Genomic DNA, 20,527 nt, shown 5'->3' with positions numbered 1-20,527 from the left:
GCTCGAGGCGGTGAGGCTATGACTCGCGCGGGTCGGAGCCGACTTCGCCTCCGAGCCGTCGCGCGAGCGTCTTGCGGTCGACGCCCAGGATCCGCGCGGCCACCGACTTGTTGCCTCCCGTGACCGCGAGCACGTGGCGTACGTAGCGACGCTCGAGCTCGGCAAGCGTCACCAGGTCGCCCTCGCCGATGATCGTGGGCACCGATGCCACGTGATCGCGCACCCGGGGCGGCAGGTCCTCCACGGTGAGCGTGGTGTAGCGCGTGAGGACCACGGCGCGCTCCATGCAGTTCTCCAGCTCGCGCACGTTGCCCGGCCAGGGATACGCCAGCAGCCTCGCGCCGGCCTGGGGCGTGATGCCGGTGACCGGACGCCCGTGCTTGGCCGCCGCCTGGTCGACGAAGGTCTGCGCGAGGAGCAGCACGTCGGTGTCGCGGCACCGCAGGGGCGGGATCTCCAGCGTGACCACCGAGAGCCGAAACAGCAGATCCTCCCGAAAGCGCCCGGCACCGACCTCCTGCTCGAGGTCCCGGTTCGTGGCGGCAATGATGCGCGCATCGAACGGCACCTCCTCGTCGCTGCCGACCGGGCGTACCGTTCGCTCCTGCAGGGCGCGCAGCAGCTTGGCCTGCAGGTGCCCCGGCAGCTCGCCGACCTCGTCGAGGACCAGGGTCCCTCCGTGCGCCCGCTGCAGCAGCCCGCGCCGGTTCGCCTTGGCGTCGGTGAACGCCCCGCGCACGTGACCGAACAGCTCGCTCTCGAGCAAGGGCTCGGGAATCGCCGCACAGTTGACGGCCTGCCACGGACCGTCGCGACGCGAGCTGCGATCGTGAATGGCCCGCGCCAGCAGCTCCTTGCCCGTACCGGTCTCGCCCGTGATCAACACGGTGACGTCGGAGCCCGCCACGCGGTCGACCAGGTCGAACAGCGAGCGCATGGCCGGGCTGCGGCCCACCATCCGCTCGAACGATGGGCGCGGCGCAGCCTCTCGCAGGCGAGCCAGCTCGAGGCGCATCGCCCGGCTCGTCACCGCCCGTCTCACCGCATGGGCCAGCAGCTCCACGTCGACCGGCTTGGGGATGAGGTCGTGGGCGCCCGCGCGGAGCACCTCGATCGCGGTCTCGAAGCTGCCGAACCCGGTGACCACCAGCACCGGGACGTCGGGTCGGGTGGCGGCGACCGCCCGGCACAGGTCCACGCCGCTTCGGCCCGGCATCCGCAGGTCGGTGACCACCGCCTCGAGGCTCGGATCGTGGAGCCGCCCCTGGGCCTCGGACGCGTCCGGGCACCGCACCACGTCGAACCCTCGCCGGCGGAGGCCACCGCCCAGCACGCGGCTGAGGGCCGGGTCGTCGTCCACCAGCAGGATTCGGGTCGGATTCGGACGGGGAGCCCCTCCCGCGCCTGGCACGCCGAGTGCATCATCGCGTCGCAGCTCGTCATGCGCCTCGTCTTGCGTCTCGTCCTGGCGTCGCTCAGCGCCACCGTCACGGTCCTGGCGATCTACGCCTACATCAGCATCAGCGCTCATCGGCAATCACTGGTCGCAGACATGCAGGTCGACCATCGCGCGGTGGTCGGGGTGCTGGTGGAGGCGATCGGGACCGTCGCCGAGCGGCACGGGCTCGAGCAGGCCCAGCACCTGGTCGAAGACATCAATCGCCGCAAGGACAACATCCTCATCGAGTGGCACTTGGAGGGCGGCCATGCCTCGCAGGCAGAGCAAACCACCCACCTCATTATCGACGAGGGCGAGCCCGGAGGCGAGCCCCGGCTCGAGACTCGTGCGCAAGTCTCGCTCGACGGCGGGGTCGCAGGAACCCTGGTGATCGTGGAATCCCTCGCGGCCGGAGAGCAGGTGCTGCAGGGAAGGGTCGTGCGGATCGGCGTGACCGCCCTCATCATGCTCGTCTCGGGCACGCTCGTGGGCGCGGCGGCCGGGGTGGTCCTCGTCGGCCGGCGGATCAACGCGATGGTGGACCACGCCCGCAGCGTGGCCGAGGGCGATCTCGATCGCCGGATCGAGCGCGTCGGAGGCGACGACGAGCTGGGCCGGCTGGGCCGCGAGATGAATGCGATGACCGACAAGCTCGCGGAGGCCCGCCGTCAGCTCCGGGCCGAGACCGCGGGTCGGTTGCGGGCCCAGGAGCAGCTGCGGCATGGCGAGCGCCTGATGACGGTGGGCAAGCTCGCCGCCGGCCTGGCCCACGAGCTGGGCACCCCGCTCAACGTGGTCACCGAGAGCGCCAAGATGATCGCTCGCAGAGAGACCACCGAGCCGGAGACCGTGGAGTACGCGCAGATCGTGGTGGAGCAGGGCGAGCGGATGACCCGCATCCTCGGGCAGCTGATGGAGTTTGCCCGCCGGCGAGCCCCGAAGCGAGAGGACGCCGAGCTGCAGGTCCTCGTCGAGTCGACGGCGGCGCTGCTGCGCCCCCTGGCCGACAAGCGGGCCGTGTCGATCACCGTCGAGGGATCGGGCCCCTTCACCGCCCACGTGGACGCGGGGCAGATCCAGCAGGTGCTCACCAACCTCATCGTCAACGCGATCCAGGCCTCACCCCGCGGCGGCCGGGTCGACGTGACGGTCGACCACGCCATGCTCCGGCACCCCGAGCGCCCCGACGAGCCCAAGTCCCGGTGGTTGTGCATCGACGTTCGCGACGAGGGCGAGGGCATCTCGAGCGAGAACCTGCCGCACGTGTTCGAGCCGTTCTTCACCACCAAGGACGTGGGGTCGGGCACCGGCCTGGGGCTCTCGGTCGCGTATGGCCTGGTCGAGGAGCACGGGGGGTGGATCGAGGCAGAGAGCCCGCCTGGTCGGGGCGCGACGTTCCGGCTCGCGGTGCCCATCGCGAATGCGAGCGCTCGCGCACCAAGCGCTTGACCTGCGGCATTCGTCCCCACCTGGCCCGATGCTCCCATGCCCATCGGGCTCAGCACGCCGAGTCCCTGTCGTACGGGGCGCTGGCCCGACACGTGCATCGAGCGTTGCCCGTGCAAGCCCAAGCCTCCGGATCCTGTGTGCTCGTTGCCGAGGACGATCCCAACCTTCGCCGCCTGATCTCGTGGCACCTTCGAAGAGAGGGTCACGAGGTCATCGAGGCTCGCGACGGCAACGATGCACTCCAGCTGCTCGCTCGCCACGCGCTGCGGGGGACCCACCTGACGGCCATCGTCATGGACGTCCGCATGCCGGGTCACACCGGCCTGTCGATCCTCCGCAACCTCCGCGACGCGGCCTCCACCACGCCCGTGGTGCTCATCACCGCCTTCGGTGACGACAAGACCCACCAGCGAGCCGCCGAGCTCGGCGCCCGGGCGGTCCTCGACAAGCCCTTTGCCATGGAGACGCTGTGCCGCGTCTTGAGCGACACCGTGCCGACCACGCGGGCCCAGGACTAGCTGCGGATGCGCCAGCCGGTCTTGAAGATCCACCACACGATCGCCAGGCACAGCGCGAAGAAGCCGAGGATCGCGAGGGCCGAGCCCATCAGGCTCACGTCGGCCACGCCGAAGAACGCCCAGCGAAACCCCGAGATCAGGTAGACCACCGGGTTGAACAAGGTCACCGTCTGCCACGCAGGCGGCAGCATCTTGATCGAGTAGAACGAGCCTCCGAGGAACACCAGCGGCGTGATCACCAGCATCGGGACCAGCTGCAGCTGCTCGAAGCTCTTGGCCCAGATCCCCAGGATGAACCCGAGCAGCGCGAACGACAGGCACGTCAGCAGCAGGAACGCGATCATCCACACCGGGTGCTCGACGTGCAGGTCCACGAAGAACGTCGCGGTCACCAGGATGATCGTCCCGATCACGAGCGACTTGGTCGCGGCCGCGCCCACGTAGCCGATGACGATCTCGATGAACGACAGCGGGGCCGAGAGCAGCTCGTAGATCGTGCCGATGAACTTGGGGAAGTAGATCCCGAACGAGGCATTCGAAACGCTCTGCATCAGCACCGTGAGCATGACCAGCCCCGGCACGATGAAGGCGCCGTAGCTCACCCCATCGACCGTGTCGATGCGGCTGCCGATCGCCGAGCCGAACACCACGAAGTAGAGCGACGTGGAGATCACCGGCGAGATGATCGACTGCAGGATCGTGCGGAAGAACCGCGCCATCTCGAACACGTAGATCGCCTTGATCGCGGGCAGGTTCATGTCACGTCCTCCTTGACGAGATCGACGAAGATGTCCTCGAGCGAGCTCTGGTGGGTGCGCACGTCGGCCACCGCGATCCCGGCCTCGTGGAGGTCGCGCAGCAGCACGCCGATGCCGCTGGTCTCGGCGTTGGCCTCGTAGGTGTACACGAGCGTGCGGCCGTCGTCGGAGCGCTGGAGCTGGTAGCGCGACAGGCTGGCCGGCAGCTCGCGCAGCGGGGTCGGCAGCTCGATCTTCAGCTCCTTGCGGGCGAGGCGGTGCATCAGCTCCGCCTTGCGCTCCACCAGCAGCAGCTCGCCCCTGGAGATCACGCCCACGCGGTCGGCCATGGCCTCGGCCTCCTCGATGTAGTGGGTGGTCAAGATGATCGTCACCCCCTCCTGCTTGAGCCCGTGGACCATCTGCCACATGTCCTTGCGCAGCTCCACGTCGACGCCGGCGGTCGGCTCGTCGAGGAACAGCACGCGGGGCTCGTGGCTGAGCGCCTTGGCGATCAGCACGCGGCGCTTCATGCCGCCCGAGAGCGCCTTGACCTGGGTGTCGCGCTTGTCCCACAGCGAGAGCTGCCGCAGGACCTTCTCCACGTGCGCGTCGTCGCGGCGCTTGCCGAACAGGCCTCGCGAGAAGCGAACCGTCCACATCACCTTTTCGAACGGCTCGAGCGAGATCTCCTGCGGCACCAGCCCGATGAGCGAGCGGGCCGCCCGGAATTCGGTGGTGACGTCGTGCCCGCCCACCGTGATGCGCCCCGAGGTCGGCGTGGTGATCCCGCAGACCGCCGAGATCAGCGTGGTCTTGCCCGCCCCGTTGGGCCCGAGCAGCGCGAGGATCTCCCCCTCCTCGATGTCGAGCGACACCCCCTTGAGCGCCTCGAACCCACCGGCGTAGGTCTTCCTCAGGTCGGTGATGGAAACGATGGCCGCCATGGAGCGCGGGCGATGATGCACCGGCGGGCCGAGCGGAGGAAGGGTGTGCGATGCCGGCGGCGCTCGTGGCACGCGAGCCTCATGGCACCGGCTCGTCGAAGTGCACGCACCAGTTGTGCAGCGCGTACCCGTGGCGGCTCTGAGTCGCGTCGGAGTCGCGCAGGGTCCCGCGGGCGCCGGTCATGGGCCCGGCGGGTTGACCGGGGATTCCATTCATCGCATAGGTCAGCCGCCGACTGCCGCCCACCGGCGCCGCGCTCAGGGTGATGCGCACGGTGTCCTCGCCCATCAGGGTCACGGCCGTGATGGTCGGCGGGGCACCGCTGTCGTCGGTGTAGCCAAAGCCGTGGTTGCCCGGGTCGCTCACCGTCACGTCGTCGAGCACCAGCGGCGGCGCGGGGACCCAAAGCCGCAGCGTGAGCTCGGCCCCGTCGCGGGTGAGCTCGCGCGGCGACACCGGGTGCCACGGCTCGCCGTCCACCAGGATCCGCTCGAGCACCTTGGCGTGCATCTCCCCCAGCCAGCGCTCGCCCTCGCCGCTCAGGTGCACGCCGTCGGGCACGTACGACTGCACGTACTTGGGCCCCATCAGCACGATGCGCTCGGGCTCGTCACGCGAGGCCCGGAGCTGCAGCAGCGGGATCACCGAAGCCGACGCCCCGTAGGCGGTGAAGCTCGACATCTGATCGGTCACCAGCGGCACCGGCAGCGTCTGCCCGGTCATGGCCTGCACGTCGGCCTCGTAGTCGCTCTGCCACTGCAAGAGATCCTCGTCGTAGGTGATGTTGCCTCCGAGGTGATCGCTCTCGCCGTGGATCACCACCACCGCTCGAATCGCATGCACGTCGCCTTGCGCCTGGGCCAGCGCCAGCCCGGCCGCCACCTGGGCCATGCCGTTGGCGTAGGGCGCGGTGCCCTTTTGCAGCGCCGCGTAGGGCTGGCCGCTCACCCCGTGGGCCGACAGCAGCGAGCGATGCTCGCGACCCGCCGCGATCGCCCGCTCGCTCATCAGGTTGGCCAGGCCCGACGCCAGCGTCTCGCCGTGGATCCCCCCGTCGGAGGTCTCGACCAACGGGACGAGCGAGTCCAGGCCCACCCCACCCGCCCGCACTCCGGTGACGAACGAGACGTTGTCGAACGGCTGCTCGATGCTCACCACCTCGGACAGCGCCCCCTGCGACAGCGACTGACCGGTGATGAGCACGTGGTGCAGCGACGCGGCCACGCACTGGCCGCCCACGCACGGCTGGCCCGCGGGGCACGGCGCATCGCAGCCGCCGCAGTGCTGCTCGTCGTTGTCGACGTTGCGGCAGCTTCCCGCGCAGTCGACCTCCGGCGGCTCACAGCTCGCCACGCAGGTGCCCGCCTGGCACACCGCCTCGGGGGCGCAGGGTTGGTCGCAGCCGCCACAGTGCGCCGGGTCGTGCTGCGAGTCCACGCACGCCCCCGCGCAGGTGAGCAGACCCGGGCCGCAGGCCACGTCGCACGCACCAGCGATGCACGCCAGGCCGTCGCTGCACGCCTGATCGCAGCCGCCGCAGTGCGCCGGGTCGTGCTGCGGATCCACGCACGCTCCCGCGCACGACAGCAGCGGCTCCGCGCAGGCACCGTTGGTCTCGTCGGCCTCCTCGGTGCTCGACACGGCGGTGGTGCCCGCGGTGCCTCCATCATCGACGGACGAGGGCGGGTCCCCGCACCCGAGCACGGCGGTGCACGACCACGCGAGGAGCCAGAGCGAACACGGAGGAAGGCGCGACATCACCTCCAATGGTCCAACCTCGAGCGCGCGGGCGAAAGCCCCCGCGCGCTCACCCCCGCCGACGGTCCAGCCGCACGCGCAGCGCCTCGTCGTCGAGCCGCTCGGCGATCGCCTTGGCCCGCTGTCGCGCCGCCTCGGCGGCCTGCCCCTCGAGGGTGGCAGCCAGCAGCGAGAGCGCCATCGCGCGCAGCCGCAGCGAGCCACCATCGCCCGCGGCCTCCACCGCCCGCACCGCACACGCGTGGGCCCCTTCGCGGTCCCCGAGCCGCAGCAGGCTCCAGCCCAGGCCGTTGTCCCGTCGCACCCGACCGAACGGCGGGCCATCCCGAGGCAGCTCCTCGTAGCGCGCCCGCGCAGCCGCATGATCGCGCCGCACCACGTTGTCGTGCCACCCGTGGTGATCCACGCACCGCGCCCGGTAGCACGCGCGATCGTCCGCGCTCATCTCCAGGCGACCGAGCAGACGCTCGGCCTCCTCCACCCGCGCCTGCGCCTGCCGTGGCTCCTCGCGGCTGATCGCGAACGACGACGCCAGCAACCACTCGAGCCGCGCGAGCCCCTCGGCTGCGCGCTCGGCCCGGCGCAGGTGCTCGCGCGCCAGCTCCTGCTCTCGCCCGCGCAGCGCCACCCCGGCCAGCCCCAGCTGCACCCACGCTCGCGAGGGCGACTCCGACACCGGCGGGCGATCCCACGGCCGCAGCAGCTCCAGGCACAGCGAGCGCGGCAGATCGGAGAACCGCGTGTGATACTGGCCCATCCACCGCACCCGCGAGTCCACGTCGTCGGGCACCCCGAACGCCCGCAGCACCCGCGCGCCCCAGGTGCCGCCGTCGCGCCCCTGCCGTGCCCGCAGCCGCCGAAGGGCCCGCTCGATCGTCCCCACCGACTCCGCATGCCCCCGCTGAGCCGCCAGCGCATCGGCCACCGCGGCCAGCGTGCCGTGCCGCTGCGCCAGCCAGGCCACGTACGACCCCCAGTCGAACCCCTCGGAGGCCCCAGCCGAGTCGCCTTCGGCACGGCGTCCGGGATCGTGTCCGGGCTGCTCGTCCGGCGACGTCGTATCACGGGGGCGAGAGGACATGAGAGATGAACCGACCCTACCTCGTCGTCGACCTCGAGGCGACGTGTGATCGACCCGAGAGCTTCCCCCGTGACGAGAGCGAGATCATCGAGATCGGCGCCGTCCTGGTGGATCCCACCTCGCTCGCCCCCCTCGACGAGTTCCAGACCTTCGTGCGCCCGGTGCAGCACCCCGAGCTCACGCCGTTTTGCACCGAGCTGACCTCGATCACCCAGGAGCAGGTGCGGCACGCCCCCATGCTCCGCATCGCCATCGAGCGGCTGCGCCGGTTCCTGCCGCAGCCGGTCACCCTGGCCTCGTGGGGCGCCTACGATCGCAACCAGTTCCGTCGCGAGTCGCAGCGCAAGCGCATCGGGCTGCCGTGGGACCAGCAGCACCTCAACATCAAGGAGTCGTTCGCCAAGCTCGTGGGTCAGCGCATGGGCGTGGGCCAGGCGCTGCACCGCGTGGGCCTGCGCTTCTCGGGCACGCCCCACCGCGGCATCGACGATGCACGCAACATCGTGCGGCTCTTGCCCTTTGCGCTGGGTCGCACGCCGATCCCCTCGTGACCCCACCTTCCCGTGGATCCTCGCTGGAGATCATGGGTCGTCGTCCACCCCGCTGGTAGAACGGGCATGCGGATCTCGTGCAGCGCAGCAACATCAACGGCCAAGCCAGTAGAGCGGCCGCCGCTTGTGATGCTTGACCGCCAGCACGCGGACTCTCCCACCCTCCACTGAATAGATCAGCGCAAAGGGGAACTTGCGAAACAGCGCCCTTCGCACCCCTGGAAGGATCTCCGCCCACTGCATCGGCGCATCCGCAACCAGCCCCTTGACGCGCTTGAATTCATCGACGAAGCGCCGCGCCGTCACCAGTGAGCGAGCAGCGTACCACTCCGTTGCCTCTCGGAGCTCCAGTCGAGCCTCGGAAACCAGGACGACGCGCATCGCTCAACCGACGGCGCGCCGCGGTCCGCTGGCTCGGTCCAAGATCTCCTCCAGCTCGCGTTCCACGTCCTCGGCGGGAATGAGTTGTGCCTCGCCCGACTCCACGGCGGCCATCCGACGCCGAATCTCGACGAGCCAAGCCGCTTCGATCTCCTCCTCGGACGAGCCATCCCCCAAGCTGTCCTCGAGGATGACGGCGAGCACGGCACGCTCGTCGTCGGACAGCTTCATCGCCTCGTCGAGCAGACGTTCGACTTCCGGGCTCATGGCCCTACCGTAGCCCGAAATTCGTGGTCGGGGCGAGCCCGAAGACCGCAAGCCGGGAGTGGCGCCGACGCGCCTTGCTCGCGCCCATCCCCTCCCGATCGCTCTTGGTTCATTGGTCGTCACCCCGCTGGCAGAACGGGATCACCCCAGCGCCTGCTGAAGATCGGCCACCAGATCGGCCGGGTCCTCGAGCCCCACCGACATGCGGACGAGCCCGTCGCCGATGCCGAGCCCGCGCCGGACCTCGGGGTCGAGACCCGCATGGGAGGTGACGGCGGGACGGGTCACGAGCGTCTCGGGCCCTCCCAGGCTGGGCGCGTCCACCGGCAGCCGCAGCCGTGACACGAAGCGCCGGACCACCTCGACCTCGTGCCCTGGCTCGGCGCGCAAATCGAAGCTCAGCATCGCCCCAAAGCCCCCGTGCAGGAGCGCCTTGGCCCGCTCGTGTCCGGGGTGCGAGGGCAGGCCCGGGTAGTGCACGCGCTGCACGGCCGGGTGCTCGTGCAGCGCCGTCGCCACCGCCAGCGCCGAGGCGCACTGCCGACGCACGCGCACGCCCAGCGTCTTGAGCCCACGGTGCAGCAGGAAGCACGCATGGGGATCGAGGCTCCCGCCGAGCAGGTTCAGGGTGTGGCGGATCTCTTCCACCCGCGCCGCGCCGCCGATGATCGCCCCGGCCACCAGATCCGAGTGACCGTTGAGGTACTTGGTGGCGCTGTGCAGCACCAGGTCGAAGCCCAGCGCGATCGGCCGCAGCAGCACCGGCGTCGCGAAGGTGGCGTCGATGAGCGACACCAGCCCGTGTGCGCGAGCGAAGCGAGCCACCGCCGGCAGGTCGGCCACCTCGAGCAACGGGTTGGTCAGCGCCTCCACGTAGATCGCCCGCGTGGTCGGTCGCAGCGCCGCCTCCCATGCCTCCGGCTCGGCCGCATCGATGAAGTCGTGCGCCACCCCCCAGCGCGCGAGCATCCCGGTGAACAGATCGTGGGTGCCGCCATAGAGCGTGCGCTGGGCCAGCACGTGATCGCCCGGTCCGAGCGTGGCCAACAGCGCCGCGCTCACGGCCGCCATCCCGCTGGCGGTGACCAGCGCCGCCTCGCCGCCCTCGATGGTCGCGAGCTTGCGGTGCAGGGCGTCGTGGTTGGGCGAGTTGCTGAGGCGAAGGTAGCGAACGTCGTCGTAGCCGCCTTCCGCGTGGTGCTCGAAGGTCGACGACTGGAACACCGGCATGGTCACCGCCCCACCGAAGCGGGGCCTGGGCTCGCCGGCGTGGACCAATTGGGTGTCCTGGTGATCGTCGTGGTCGGACATGGTCGAATTGGCCCCGGTTGTACCGCGGGTTCGAGACGCCGCTCCCAGCCGCGGCTTGGGCTCGCATCCGCCCCGGCTTCAGCCAGATCCGCCCGGATCCACGGCCGATCTCGAGCCTCGAGGTCACGGTGTGGCGCAAAGCACGCGAATTCTCCGCTACGCTTGCGCCTGCGCTCTCAGCGCATCCCTTGTCGGGCCGATTCCGCGCCGCTGCTCATTGAATTGGCCGATCAAAATCCTTGCCGTCGCCCGAGCCCACGGCTACCTTCGAAGCAGTCGTTGAAAACGACTTTCAAAGCCGCGGTCAACGCATCATGATCGTCTGTCTGTGCAAAGGGGTCTCGAGCCGCGTCATCCTCGACGAGGTGCGGCGGGGCAACTGTACCGTCAAGGGCATCGCTCAGGCGTGCCAGGCGGGGCGCAGCTGCGGAACTTGCGTCTCGCAGATCCGCGAGATGATCCAGACCGCCGGTGGCGGCAGCCGTGCCCACGACGATGGCGTCGGCTCGACCGGCTCGCGCTGACTTGAAAGTGCTTTTCAACTATCCCCACGCGAGCGTCCACCGAGGCCTCGCATGGTGGTGACCTCGATTTCCGTTTTCGTCGTCGGGTCGGCCGGCCGAGTGCTCGGGCGTCACGCTGTGGAGCTCGTGCTAGCTTCCCGCCGCCATGAAGGGCTCCGCCAAGGTCATCGAGTTGCTCAACGAGGTCCTCACCGCCGAGCTCACGGCGATCAACCAGTACTTCATCCACGCCAAGATGTGCTCCAACTGGGGCTTTTCGCGGCTGGGCAAGAAGATCTACGCCGAGTCGATCGACGAGATGAAGCACGCCGACACCTTGATCGACCGGATCTTGTTCCTCGAGGGCGTGCCCAACGTGCAGCGCTACGGCAAGGTCAACGTGGGCGAGACGGTCAAGGAGCAGTTCGAGCTCGACCTCCAGCTCGAGTACGCGGCGATCGAGCGCCTGCGCAGCGGCATCGCGACCTGCCGCGAAGAGAAGGACGAGGTCTCTCGCGACCTGCTCGAGCACATCCTGCAGAGCGAGGAAGAGCACACCGACTGGCTCGAGACCCAGCTCGAGCTGATGAAGCTGGTCGGGGAGTCGAGCTACCTCGCCGAGCAGATCCGCGAGTGATCTCGCGACCGGCTTCCGGCACGAGAGCTTCCAGCTCGTCCCATCGAGGGCGTGTGAGGCCACGCGCGACGATCGAGCGTCAGGCGATCCCGATGGCGCGCAGCAAGAGCCACCCCGCGAGCACGGCGAGCACCACCCCCACCACCGCCGCGATCTTGCGGTGGTCCAGCGGAGCGCGACCGGTGACGGCGCCGGTCTGGCCGTTGATCACGAACCGCCACGGCCGATCGCGAAAGCGAAAGCTCCCGATGTAGATCGGCACCATCAAGAGCCGCGCCTCGCGAACGCGCACGAGGACGCTGGTGTTGCAGCGCCGCAGCTCGTGCGACCGCATGATCCGCCGCCGGTGCTCCTGCTCGAGCTGGCCTCGCGCAACCTCGGCCGCGCCGCGCTCGGACAGCGCGGGCACCTCGTGCGGCAGCGCCTCGTCGAAGCGGGCCGCCGTGCCCTCGCGAAACGGCTGCAGCGCCCGCAGCTCGGCCTCCGCAAGGCCCATCGACGCCGGCACCAGGGTCGACAGCTCCGCGTGCTCGAGCCCCGAGCGCGGCACGTGGCCGCTGCGGGTCCGCGCCGAGACCAGCCCGGCCCAGTGCGTCTCGAGCCCCGCGTCGAAGCGCCACACCGGCAGCAGCAGCGGGTGCAGCTCGATCGCCAGGTGCCGCAGCGGCGCGGCGTTCCACCACGACGAGCGGGCCCAGCGGCGAAAGCGATCGTCGGCCACTGCGCGTGCGATCTCGAATGGCAGCATCGCATCGGGGGTGAGCACTGCTTCGTCGCGATCGTCGGCGTGCACGGCCACGCTGCCGCAGAACAGGCACCGCGCCGCCTGGCGACCGGCATCGAAGGCCACGCTGCCACCACAGGCATCGCACTGGATCACCGTGGTCACGACGACCACCTCCAGGCCAGGAGCACCGCCACCAACACCACCACGATCACGGCCACGGTGACCTTGACCGGAGACACCGGGGCGCGGCCGTGGCAGCGACCGGTCTGGCCGTTGACGACGAGGCGATGGACCTTGCCGCCGTAGCGCAGCGCGGCCACCCACACCGGCAGCAGCACCAGCTCGGCCTCTCCCAGCTCCACCTGGCACGACACCCGCGTGTCGCGGTGGGTGTCGCCGGGCAGGTGCTCTCGACCGATGCGCTGGATCTCCGCGGCGCGGATCTGGGTGGCCGCATCGTGATCGGTCTGGGTGCGCGTGCGCGAGGGCAGCTCGGCGGGCCACCCGGCCATGAGCCGCGGATCGAACGGCCTCGCGCGCCCCAGGTCGAACGGGCACAGCCCCGCCACTTCCGTCGCCGACAGCCCCACCGAGGCCGACACCAGGTGATCGCGGAGCTGGGTCACCGCCGTGCCCCGCAGCGGGAACCACTCGGTGTGGCGCTCGACCTCTCGCTCGGTCTTGCCCTTTCGAACGACCTTCTTGGTCTCGTACCAGTAGAGCCCCACCCGGGTCTCGTAGCGGCTGCGGCAGGTGGCGTCGTAGGCATGGAACGGCACCAGCACGCCCTCCACCAGGCGCATGTCGAGGCCGTGCCGGCCGTCTCGCGCGCTGCGACGCAGGCGCTCGGGTGCCCACCAGCGCGTGGCCAGGTGCTGGCGCAGGCGCTCCTGGGCCGCCGCGGCCGACAGGCGGAACGGCGCCACGCGGTCCACCACCAGCTCGCCGCGCTCGGCTTCGACCAGGGCCGAGGCACAGTAGCTGCACGCATGGCTGATGCGCTCGGGCGGCTGCGTCACCACGGCCCCGCACGAGGGACACGAGCGCATCGACCAGGCGTCTACGGACTCGGCAGCGGCGGCGGACATCGGACGGGCTCGATCCTAGCAGCCCCTCGGGCCGCGCCCGCCCATGGTCGGCTCGCCTACGAAAAAAGCTCCAAGACGCCCCGTAATGCTCGGCCGCGTCGTGCCGTTGTTCCGGGTGAAGGAGGCCGACGAGGCTCCACGAGGCCCGTCCCAAGGGCCCGAGCATCGAAGTCCCCCCGTCTTTCGCTCTGTTCCGTCCGATTCCAACGAAGACCACCGACGCGGTGCTCGAGCGTACGTCCCTTCCGCTCGAGTGCCGCGTCTTCCTTTTGGTTTCACGCCCCCGTGGCTACGGCTGGGCTCCCAGCCGCACGCCCGCCGCCACCAGCGAGGCGTGACCGGCCACGCGCCGCCCAAAGGCCAGCAGCTCGCCGAACGGCACGTGCATCACGCCACGCGCGTCGGCCAGGAATTCCGCCGTGGTGTCCTCGACCACCCCGCGGCGCGAGAGCGATGCATGGATCACGCTGCCGCCCGCCGCGATCCCCACGTGACACATGCCGCGCAGGCTCTCGCGGGCGCTCCACACGAACACGAGATCGCCCGGTCCCGTCCCCTTCCCCGGCCGCGGCGCCACCAGGAGCTGATCGCTCGAGTGCCGCGGCACCAGCACGCCGAGCTGGTCGAAGAGCAAGCGCTGCACCAGCGCCGAGCAATCCACGGCCTGCTTCGTGACGCCGCCCAGACGGTAGGGCACGCCGAGCCACGAGCGCGCCTCCCTCACCAGCCCCTCGGGATCGTCGCCGTGCGGCGCGGGCAAGCGCGGGGCCGGCACCTCGACCCCGCCCCCGCCCTCGAGCCATCCCACGGTGCCATCCCGACCGCGAGCCACCGTCCAGCCCGCATGGGCCCCCAGGCGCTGCAACGGCCCGTCCTCGGGCCGCAGCTCGGTGGCCACGCGTCGATCCGCCGCGCGCTCGGGGCACGCGGCCCAGAGCACCACGGGATCGAGCTCCACCAGGGGCAGCGCATGCCACGTGCCACCGTCCATCACCCGCAGCGCCTCGGGCTCGATCGCCCACCCCGGCGCGGCCGCGGCCGCGACCTCCACCACCCGCCCAACCAGGCGCTCGACCGCCACCTCGCCGCGCAGCACCAGCCGCCGCGCGTCCGCGTCGACCCCCACCGACACGTCCACGTGCGTCCAGCCATGGCGCGCCCGCAGCTCGTCCCGCAACGCCGCGAGCGCCGACATCACTCGCGAGCCCGGCTCGCTCACGCGTCGAGGCCCCCGGTCAGGCGACGCACCACGTCGTGATCGGAGAACGGCAGGATCTGCCCCTCCACCTCCTGACCGCTCTCGTGGCCCTTGCCCGCCACCACCACCACGTCACCCGACCCCGCCCGCTCGAGCGCACGCTCGATCGCCTCGCGGCGGTCCAGGCACACCTCGATCCGCGCGCGACCGCCGGCCACCAAGCCCTCCATCAGCATCTCGGCGATGATCTGCGGATCCTCTCCGCGCGGATTGTCGTTGGTCACCACGGCCACGTCGGCCCGCGACCCCACCGCCTCGCCCATGGGCAAGCGCTTGCCCGGCGTGCTCTCGCCTCCGGCCCCGAACACCACGATCACCTGGCCATCATCGACCAACTGCCGCGCCGTGTCGCACGTGCGTGCCAGTGCATCCGGGCTGTGCGCATAGTCGATCACCACCAGCGGATCGCGAGCGACCACCTCGAAGCGGCCCATGACCGGAGTGCAGCGCGCCAGGCCCTCGACCACGTGCATGGGGTCGAGGCCCGCGGCCAGCCCCGCGCACGCGGCCGCCAGGGCGTTCTCGGCGAAGACCTCACCCACCAGGCGCACGCGCAGCTCCCCGCCGAGCGCCTCGGCCCAGGGCGAAGGGCGGAGCTGCACGTGCGTGCCCGTGCCGTCGACGAACACCGAGGCCGCCGCCAGATCGGCGCGGTGGAGCAGCGGTCCTCGCGTGGGCGAGCCAAAGTAGCGACGCTCCACGTCCGCGGGGATCACCCGATCGAGCAGCAGGCTGTGACGATCGGCGGCGTTGAGCACCGCCGTGCGCCCGGGGCCCAGGTGCGTGAACAGCTGGGCCTTGGACGCCAGGTAGTGCTCCCACGAACCATGGGTCTGCAGGTGGTCGGCCGAGAGATTGGTGAACACGCCCAGGTCGAAGCGCCAGCGCTTGGCGTAGCCCTCGGCCAGGCTCTTGCTCGTGCACTCCACCGCGGCCCAGCGCCCCCCCGCGTCGCGCAGCCGAATGAGCGCGTCCACGAAGCCCTGGGCGCTGCGCGACAGCGGCAGGGCCACGCCATCGAGGAAGTATCCCACCGTGCTCACCGCCAGCCCGTGCTCGCCGCTGGCCGCGATCACGCTGGCCAACAGGTGCACCGTGGAGGTCTTGCCGTTGGTGCCCGTCACCCCGAAGGTGAAGAAGTCGCTCGCCCAGGCCACGGGCGGACGGGTGGGTCGGGGAATCTGCACGCGACCGAAGGGTAGCAGCACCCGCTGCGGCACCACTGCCGCGGGCGCCGTGCTCGACGCCGCGCGGCCCGTACCGAGGACCCCGGGCGGTGTGGCCGGCCCCACGACCCGATCAGGGCCGCAGCTTGGCCACGCCGAGCCTGGCCGCATGATCGAGCATGCGCAGCGCCACGTCGCGGCTGGCGTTGGGATGCCGGCGATCGGCCGGCAGCGGGATCTGGCCCGACGCGACCATGGCCGCCAGCTCCTCCTGCCCGGTGCCGACCTTGGAGAGCACCTCCGACACGGAGATCGACATCATGGGGATCGGCGCCGGCGGGCGCGGATCGTCGAGGTAGGCGGGGTCGATCGCGCTCGAGACGTCGTTGGTGGCCGTGACGCGATCGTTGAGCGGCGGCAGGCCGAAGCGGCGCGAGGCGGTGGCGATGACCGAGACGTGCTCCATCGGGCTGCTGTCGATGCAGCCGCGCCGCACGTGCGGACCGATGACCAGCGAGGGCACGCGGAATCCGAGCTGCTGGAACTCGGGATCCTCGTCCACGGTGGTCGGTGGGCTCACGTGGTCGTAGAAGCCACCGTGCTCGTCGTAGGTGATGATGAGCAGGCAGCGCTCCCACTGCGGGCTCTGGGCCAGCGCCTGGTAGATGCTGCCCAGGAAGATCTGCCCCAGCGTGATGTCGTGCGAGGGGTGATCGTCGTTGCCGCCTGCGCCACCGGGAAGGATGCCGAAGTTGGGATCGACGATGCTGAACGCGGGCAGCGTGCCGGCCGCGGCCGCCGTGAAGAACTCGTCGAGCGACTCGGTGTAGCCGAGCGCCGGGTTGGCAAAGCCACCCCAGGCCCACGCGAGGTCGGAGTAGTAGTTGGCGTGGCTCAGGCCCGCGGTGGCCAGCTGGTCCCAGATCGTGGGGAACCCCAGCGCAGGCGCGTTGTTCATCGTGCCGCCGGAGGTCGCCGCGTGCAGATAGAACCGGTTGGGCCACGTGGGGCCCATGACCGAGGAGTACCAGTGGTCGCACAGCACGTACTCGTCGGCGAGGGCGTAGATCACCGGGAGCTGGGCGCGGACGTGGTAGCCCATGACCTCGTCGTAGAAGGAGGGGTGCTCGAGCTCGTGCTCGATCACGAAGCCGTCGTTCGCTCCGAGGTTCCACTGCAGGTGGCACGAGTCCCAGCCGTGCGGAGGATCGGCCGGCTGCAAGTTGGCCATCTCGAACACGGGGACCGGCGTACCGTCGATGCGCGGGTTGGTCTCTCGCCCCGTGAGCCCGTCGACCGTGGAGCCCTCGAGGAAGGTGGCCGAGCCGAAGTAGTGGTCGAGCGAGCGGTTCTCCATCATCACCACGACGATGGTGTCGATGTTGGCGAGCAGCTCCTCAGGGGTCAGGCCGCCGTTGTCGGAGCAGTCCGCGGGGGGCTCGCCCGTGGTGTCGCTGCTGCTGCTGCCGTCGGCACCGGTGCTGCTGTCACCGCTTCCGCCGGGTCCGGTCGAGTCGACCATGCCCGAGGAGCTCGACGTGGTCGTGTCGCCCTCGCTCGTCGACCCGCTGCTTCCACCGCTGCCATCACCCGAGGTGTCGTCGCCACAACCCACGGCCACGGCCCCGAGCACCGCCCCCATGCCCTGCAGGGTGCGTCGTCGGGTCAAGCCAGCTCGATCGTCATCGTCGTTGGGAACCACGGCCTCGGAGGATAGCCCTCCTCGACCACCCAGCCGCCCGCAAACGACGACCCCTGGATCGCCACGAACGAAGCGTGCTCACGCAGCACGGCACTCGGTGCGTCGGCGTCACGCCGACGAAAACGATGTCACATCGCTCGGTCCACGCGTCGACCTCGATGTCACAGTGGCGCCCCGCCGGGTCGATTTCGACGTCCCGGCCGCGTCCGGCGCCACCGAGGCCCGCGGCCTCGAATCGCGCCACGACGGTCTAGAAGGTGAAGTGCTGCGAGATGATCTCGTCGGGGTCGTGCTGCGGCTTGGCCGCCACCGGCTCGGGCCGCGGATCCACGCGCTCGGGGACGGGCACGTTGGCCTCGTCGAGCCGATTCGCGATGATGTCCTCCAGATAGCCACTGACACTCAGGCCCTGCGCCTCGCAGAAGTTCTTGAGTCGCTGGTACGTGATGCCCTTGACCGAGATGCTCCTGCGCGTTTGTCGCTTCGCCATCGTCCGATCTCCCAGGTCGTTGCTCAAATACCCGTAGACCACTGCACTCGCGCACGCAAGGGTCATTCCACAACATCTTGTGTCGCGTATAGCGCGCAGACACTACATCCTGTGGATGAATGGTTGGAATCACCGTGAATCGTTGACGAAGTCGGCCGATGGTCCCCTGTTTCGTGGATTGTCTTTCAACATATTTTCAACTTGGTATATCCAACATTTTTTTGCCAAACCGAGCAGATCTCCGAGATCTCTTCGAGGAGATCTCCGCACTGGTCGATTTTTTGCAGTCCCGACACGTGAGGTAGAGCGCGACCTGCGGCATTGGTCGCAAGCGTGCGCGCCAGGTTCGCGGTGTGCGATTTCGCGCCGAGGGTCCCTCGAGGCGACCTGCTCTGCAAAGCTGCCGAGCATCGCATGTCGATCACGGAACCTCGGGGCCAGGCCGGTGATCCGTTGGCCACGCCGGGACCCCAAACCAGACGAAGCCTACGAAGCCCGCGCGAGGCTCGTGGAGCCATCCATTGGCTCGTGCCCGCCTCGGTGATCGTCACCGCCGTTTCGCGTATGGTGAGGGACGCCCGTCGGCCAGTCTCGGCCGTACTCTCACATCGCCCCGGGTCCGATGGAAGCCGAGCCCGAAACCAAGGTCCTCGCACGCGAGTCGACCACCAAGGACGAACCGGCCTCGGTGCGCGACCCGCTTGGGGTGGGCAAGACGGTCGGTCGCTACGACCTGGTCCATCGCCTCGGTCACGGAGGGATGGCGGTCGTGTATCTCGGGCGCGCCACGGGTCGCGCGGGCTTCGAGAAGCTGGTGGCGGTGAAGGTCATTCACCCACACCTCGCGGCCGAGCCCGAGTTCGTCGAGATGTTCCGCGACGAGGCCCGCATTGCGGCTCGCCTGCACCACCCGCACGTGGTGGACATCCACGACCTCGGCGAGGACCAGGGCGTGCTCTTCATGGTGATGGAGTACGTCGAGGGCGAGACCCTCGCGTCGCTCATCCGCACGCTTCGCAAGCAAGGCGAGCACCTGCCGCTGTCGGCGGTGCTGCAGATCGTGGCCGATGCCTGCGAGGGCCTGGCCGCGGCCCACGACCTGACCCACGCCGACGGTCGACCGATGCACCTGGTGCACCGCGACGTGTCGCCCCACAACCTGCTGGTCAGCATGGACGGCCGCGTGAAGGTGGTGGACTTCGGGATCGCCAAGGCCACCGGACGCCGCAGCAGCACCCGCACCGGGCAGCTGCGCGGCAAGCTGGCGTACATGTCCCCCGAGCAAGCGGGCGGGACGACGATCGATCACCGCACCGATCTGTTCGCGCTCGGAGCCGTGCTGTGGGAGCTGCTGACCAACGAGCGTCTGTTCATGGCCGACACCGAGTCGGAGACGCTGGCTCGCGTGAACGCGTGCGAGGTGCCCGAGATCCAGGAGCGTCGCCCCGACGTGCCGCGGGGCGTGGCGGCGCTGCTGACCCGGGCGCTGGCCCGCGATCCCGAGGAGCGCTTTCCCACCGCGCAGGAGATGCTGCGCGAGCTTCGGGCGCAGCTGCGTCAGCTCGACGACGTCGATCCACGCGCCGAGCTGGCCGCGGTGATGGACCGCTCGTTCGCCAAGCGCATGGGCTACATCCGGGCCGCGGTGCGCCGCGCGGGCGAGTCGGGCGTGACGCGAGAGCGTGCGGCCAATGATCCGATCTCTCCCGAGGACGCCACGCGAGCCACCGATCGCCCCCTGGAGATCTCGACCCTCTCCGGCCTGGCCCGACGCTCGTCGGGCTCGATGCCGGCGGTCGCGGACCTGGGCGTGGGTCCGGGGACCAACACGCACACGCTGACCGCGAGCCTGGCCACGGCCCCGGCGCGCCACTGGAGCCTGTGGCTGCTGCTGCCGCTGCTGGGCGCGGTGGCGGGGGCCGCCATCGTCAGTCGCGGCTTGAACGAGCCCAGAGACGAGATGCCACGCCTGCCCGATGCCTCGCCCACGGCATCGACCCTCGAAGGTCCCGTGGTCGACCCCGAGATGGTGGCCGCGGCCACGATCAAGTGGCGCTTCGACACCGAGCCCAACGGGGCGACGATCATCCTCGACGGCAAGCCGCATCCCGAGCCGTCGCCGGTCACCATCGAGATCCCCCGAGGGGACGAGCCGATCGAGGTGGTGATCTCCAAGACGGGATACCACGATCGCACCGCGCACCCGGTCCCGCTGGCGCCCGGCAACTTCAACTATCGGCTCGAGCCGCTGGCGGTGACCGAGCCCGAGCCGACGACCGAGCCCACCCGAGATCCACCGTCGACCTGGTTGACCGCACCGACGCGCAAGACCTCCAAGAAGGGCAAGGACGCGGAGGGCAAGGCCGACGAAGACGACGGGGACGACAAGACCAACGGAAACGACGGGGACGGCAAGACCGGCGCAGATCATCCCCAGCTACCGCCCAAGCCGAACTTCTCGGCGCTGCGCAACGAGCCCGGGAAACCCACGCCCACGCCTCCGGCGCCCTGAGGTGG

20 protein-coding genes are annotated in these 20,527 nt (G+C 70.1%); 6 read left to right on the top strand and 14 right to left on the bottom strand.

The genetic code is table 11. The features are described 5' to 3' along the window. Positions 1–16: 16 nt before the first annotated feature. Entirely contained in the window at positions 17–1,360 is a 1,344-nt protein-coding gene (locus OEB96_RS27050; RefSeq protein ID WP_266219639.1) for a sigma-54-dependent transcriptional regulator, read from the bottom strand. 81 nt (positions 1,361–1,441) lie between these two features. Here OEB96_RS27050 and OEB96_RS27045 point away from each other — a divergent pair, with 81 nt between their 5' ends. Both OEB96_RS27045 and OEB96_RS27040 read left to right on the top strand, forming a co-directional pair. Beyond that, the gene (locus OEB96_RS27045) at positions 1,442–2,887 is read left to right on the top strand and encodes a sensor histidine kinase (protein WP_266219638.1); all 1,446 of its coding nucleotides are present in this window, start codon (positions 1,442–1,444) and stop codon (positions 2,885–2,887) included. Positions 2,888–2,997: 110 nt separating this feature from the next. Then, on the top strand, positions 2,998–3,405 hold the full coding sequence (locus OEB96_RS27040) for a response regulator transcription factor (RefSeq protein WP_266219637.1): 408 nt from the start codon (positions 2,998–3,000) through the stop codon (positions 3,403–3,405). On the opposite strand, the gene OEB96_RS27035 is transcribed toward OEB96_RS27040, so the two are convergent. The 4 genes from OEB96_RS27035 to OEB96_RS27020 form a co-directional block, all read right to left on the bottom strand. Continuing rightward, positions 3,402–4,163, bottom strand: a complete 762-nt coding sequence (locus tag OEB96_RS27035; protein WP_266219636.1) for an ABC transporter permease — start codon at positions 4,161–4,163, stop codon at positions 3,402–3,404. The genes OEB96_RS27040 and OEB96_RS27035 overlap by 4 nt on opposite strands. Next, complete coding sequence (locus OEB96_RS27030; RefSeq protein ID WP_266219635.1) at positions 4,160–5,089, bottom strand: ABC transporter ATP-binding protein; 930 nt, start codon at positions 5,087–5,089, stop codon at positions 4,160–4,162. Before OEB96_RS27030 ends, OEB96_RS27035 begins: the two co-directional genes overlap by 4 nt. Positions 5,090–5,168: 79 nt before the next feature. Further along, on the bottom strand, positions 5,169–6,848 hold the full coding sequence (locus tag OEB96_RS27025) for an MXAN_6577-like cysteine-rich protein (protein ID WP_266219634.1): 1,680 nt from the start codon (positions 6,846–6,848) through the stop codon (positions 5,169–5,171). Positions 6,849–6,897: 49 nt separating this feature from the next. Beyond that, on the bottom strand, positions 6,898–7,929 hold the full coding sequence (locus OEB96_RS27020; protein ID WP_266219633.1) for a hypothetical protein: 1,032 nt from the start codon (positions 7,927–7,929) through the stop codon (positions 6,898–6,900). A gap of 5 nt (positions 7,930–7,934) precedes the next feature. On the opposite strand from OEB96_RS27020, the gene OEB96_RS27015 reads away from it, so the two are divergent. Next, positions 7,935–8,480, top strand: a complete 546-nt coding sequence (locus OEB96_RS27015) for a 3'-5' exonuclease (protein ID WP_266219632.1) — start codon at positions 7,935–7,937, stop codon at positions 8,478–8,480. Positions 8,481–8,573: 93 nt separating this feature from the next. On the opposite strand, the gene OEB96_RS27010 is transcribed toward OEB96_RS27015, so the two are convergent. The 3 genes from OEB96_RS27010 to OEB96_RS27000 form a co-directional block, all read right to left on the bottom strand. Further along, complete coding sequence (locus OEB96_RS27010; protein ID WP_266219631.1) at positions 8,574–8,861, bottom strand: type II toxin-antitoxin system RelE/ParE family toxin; 288 nt, start codon at positions 8,859–8,861, stop codon at positions 8,574–8,576. Between the two features lie 3 nt (positions 8,862–8,864). After that, positions 8,865–9,128: an addiction module protein gene (locus OEB96_RS27005; protein WP_266219630.1), complete on the bottom strand. Its 264-nt coding sequence runs from the start codon at positions 9,126–9,128 to the stop codon at positions 8,865–8,867. A gap of 141 nt (positions 9,129–9,269) precedes the next feature. Beyond that, positions 9,270–10,439, bottom strand: a complete 1,170-nt coding sequence (locus tag OEB96_RS27000) for a trans-sulfuration enzyme family protein (RefSeq protein ID WP_266219629.1) — start codon at positions 10,437–10,439, stop codon at positions 9,270–9,272. Positions 10,440–10,678: 239 nt separating this feature from the next. Here OEB96_RS27000 and OEB96_RS26995 point away from each other — a divergent pair, with 239 nt between their 5' ends. Continuing rightward, positions 10,679–10,963, top strand: coding sequence for a (2Fe-2S)-binding protein (locus OEB96_RS26995; RefSeq protein ID WP_266219628.1), 285 nt, complete (start codon positions 10,679–10,681; stop codon positions 10,961–10,963). A 145-nt stretch (positions 10,964–11,108) separates the two neighbouring features. Next, the gene (bfr, locus tag OEB96_RS26990; protein WP_266219627.1) at positions 11,109–11,579 is read left to right on the top strand and encodes a bacterioferritin; all 471 of its coding nucleotides are present in this window, start codon (positions 11,109–11,111) and stop codon (positions 11,577–11,579) included. A 79-nt stretch (positions 11,580–11,658) separates the two neighbouring features. On the opposite strand, the gene OEB96_RS26985 is transcribed toward bfr, so the two are convergent. The 6 genes from OEB96_RS26985 to OEB96_RS26960 form a co-directional block, all read right to left on the bottom strand. After that, entirely contained in the window at positions 11,659–12,468 is an 810-nt protein-coding gene (locus OEB96_RS26985) for a hypothetical protein (protein ID WP_266219626.1), read from the bottom strand. Continuing rightward, a complete protein-coding gene (locus tag OEB96_RS26980; RefSeq protein ID WP_266219625.1) occupies positions 12,465–13,394 on the bottom strand; it encodes a hypothetical protein in 930 nt (309 codons plus the stop codon). Before OEB96_RS26980 ends, OEB96_RS26985 begins: the two co-directional genes overlap by 4 nt. 289 nt (positions 13,395–13,683) lie before the next feature. After that, on the bottom strand, positions 13,684–14,613 hold the full coding sequence (locus OEB96_RS26975) for a C40 family peptidase (protein WP_266219624.1): 930 nt from the start codon (positions 14,611–14,613) through the stop codon (positions 13,684–13,686). Continuing rightward, positions 14,610–15,839, bottom strand: a complete 1,230-nt coding sequence (locus tag OEB96_RS26970) for a Mur ligase family protein (RefSeq protein ID WP_266219623.1) — start codon at positions 15,837–15,839, stop codon at positions 14,610–14,612. Before OEB96_RS26970 ends, OEB96_RS26975 begins: the two co-directional genes overlap by 4 nt. Positions 15,840–15,951: 112 nt before the next feature. After that, positions 15,952–17,487, bottom strand: a complete 1,536-nt coding sequence (locus tag OEB96_RS26965) for an alkaline phosphatase family protein (RefSeq protein ID WP_266219622.1) — start codon at positions 17,485–17,487, stop codon at positions 15,952–15,954. A 283-nt stretch (positions 17,488–17,770) separates the two neighbouring features. Then, on the bottom strand, positions 17,771–18,010 hold the full coding sequence (locus OEB96_RS26960) for a hypothetical protein (RefSeq protein ID WP_266219621.1): 240 nt from the start codon (positions 18,008–18,010) through the stop codon (positions 17,771–17,773). A 622-nt stretch (positions 18,011–18,632) separates the two neighbouring features. On the opposite strand from OEB96_RS26960, the gene OEB96_RS26955 reads away from it, so the two are divergent. Further along, entirely contained in the window at positions 18,633–20,522 is a 1,890-nt protein-coding gene (locus tag OEB96_RS26955; protein WP_266219620.1) for a serine/threonine protein kinase, read from the top strand. Positions 20,523–20,527 lie beyond the last annotated feature (5 nt).

The organism is Paraliomyxa miuraensis (assembly GCF_026337845.1).
GTDB lineage: Bacteria > Myxococcota_A > Polyangia > Nannocystales > Nannocystaceae > Paraliomyxa > Paraliomyxa miuraensis.
This window is presented reverse-complemented; position numbering and strand designations above follow the sequence as displayed.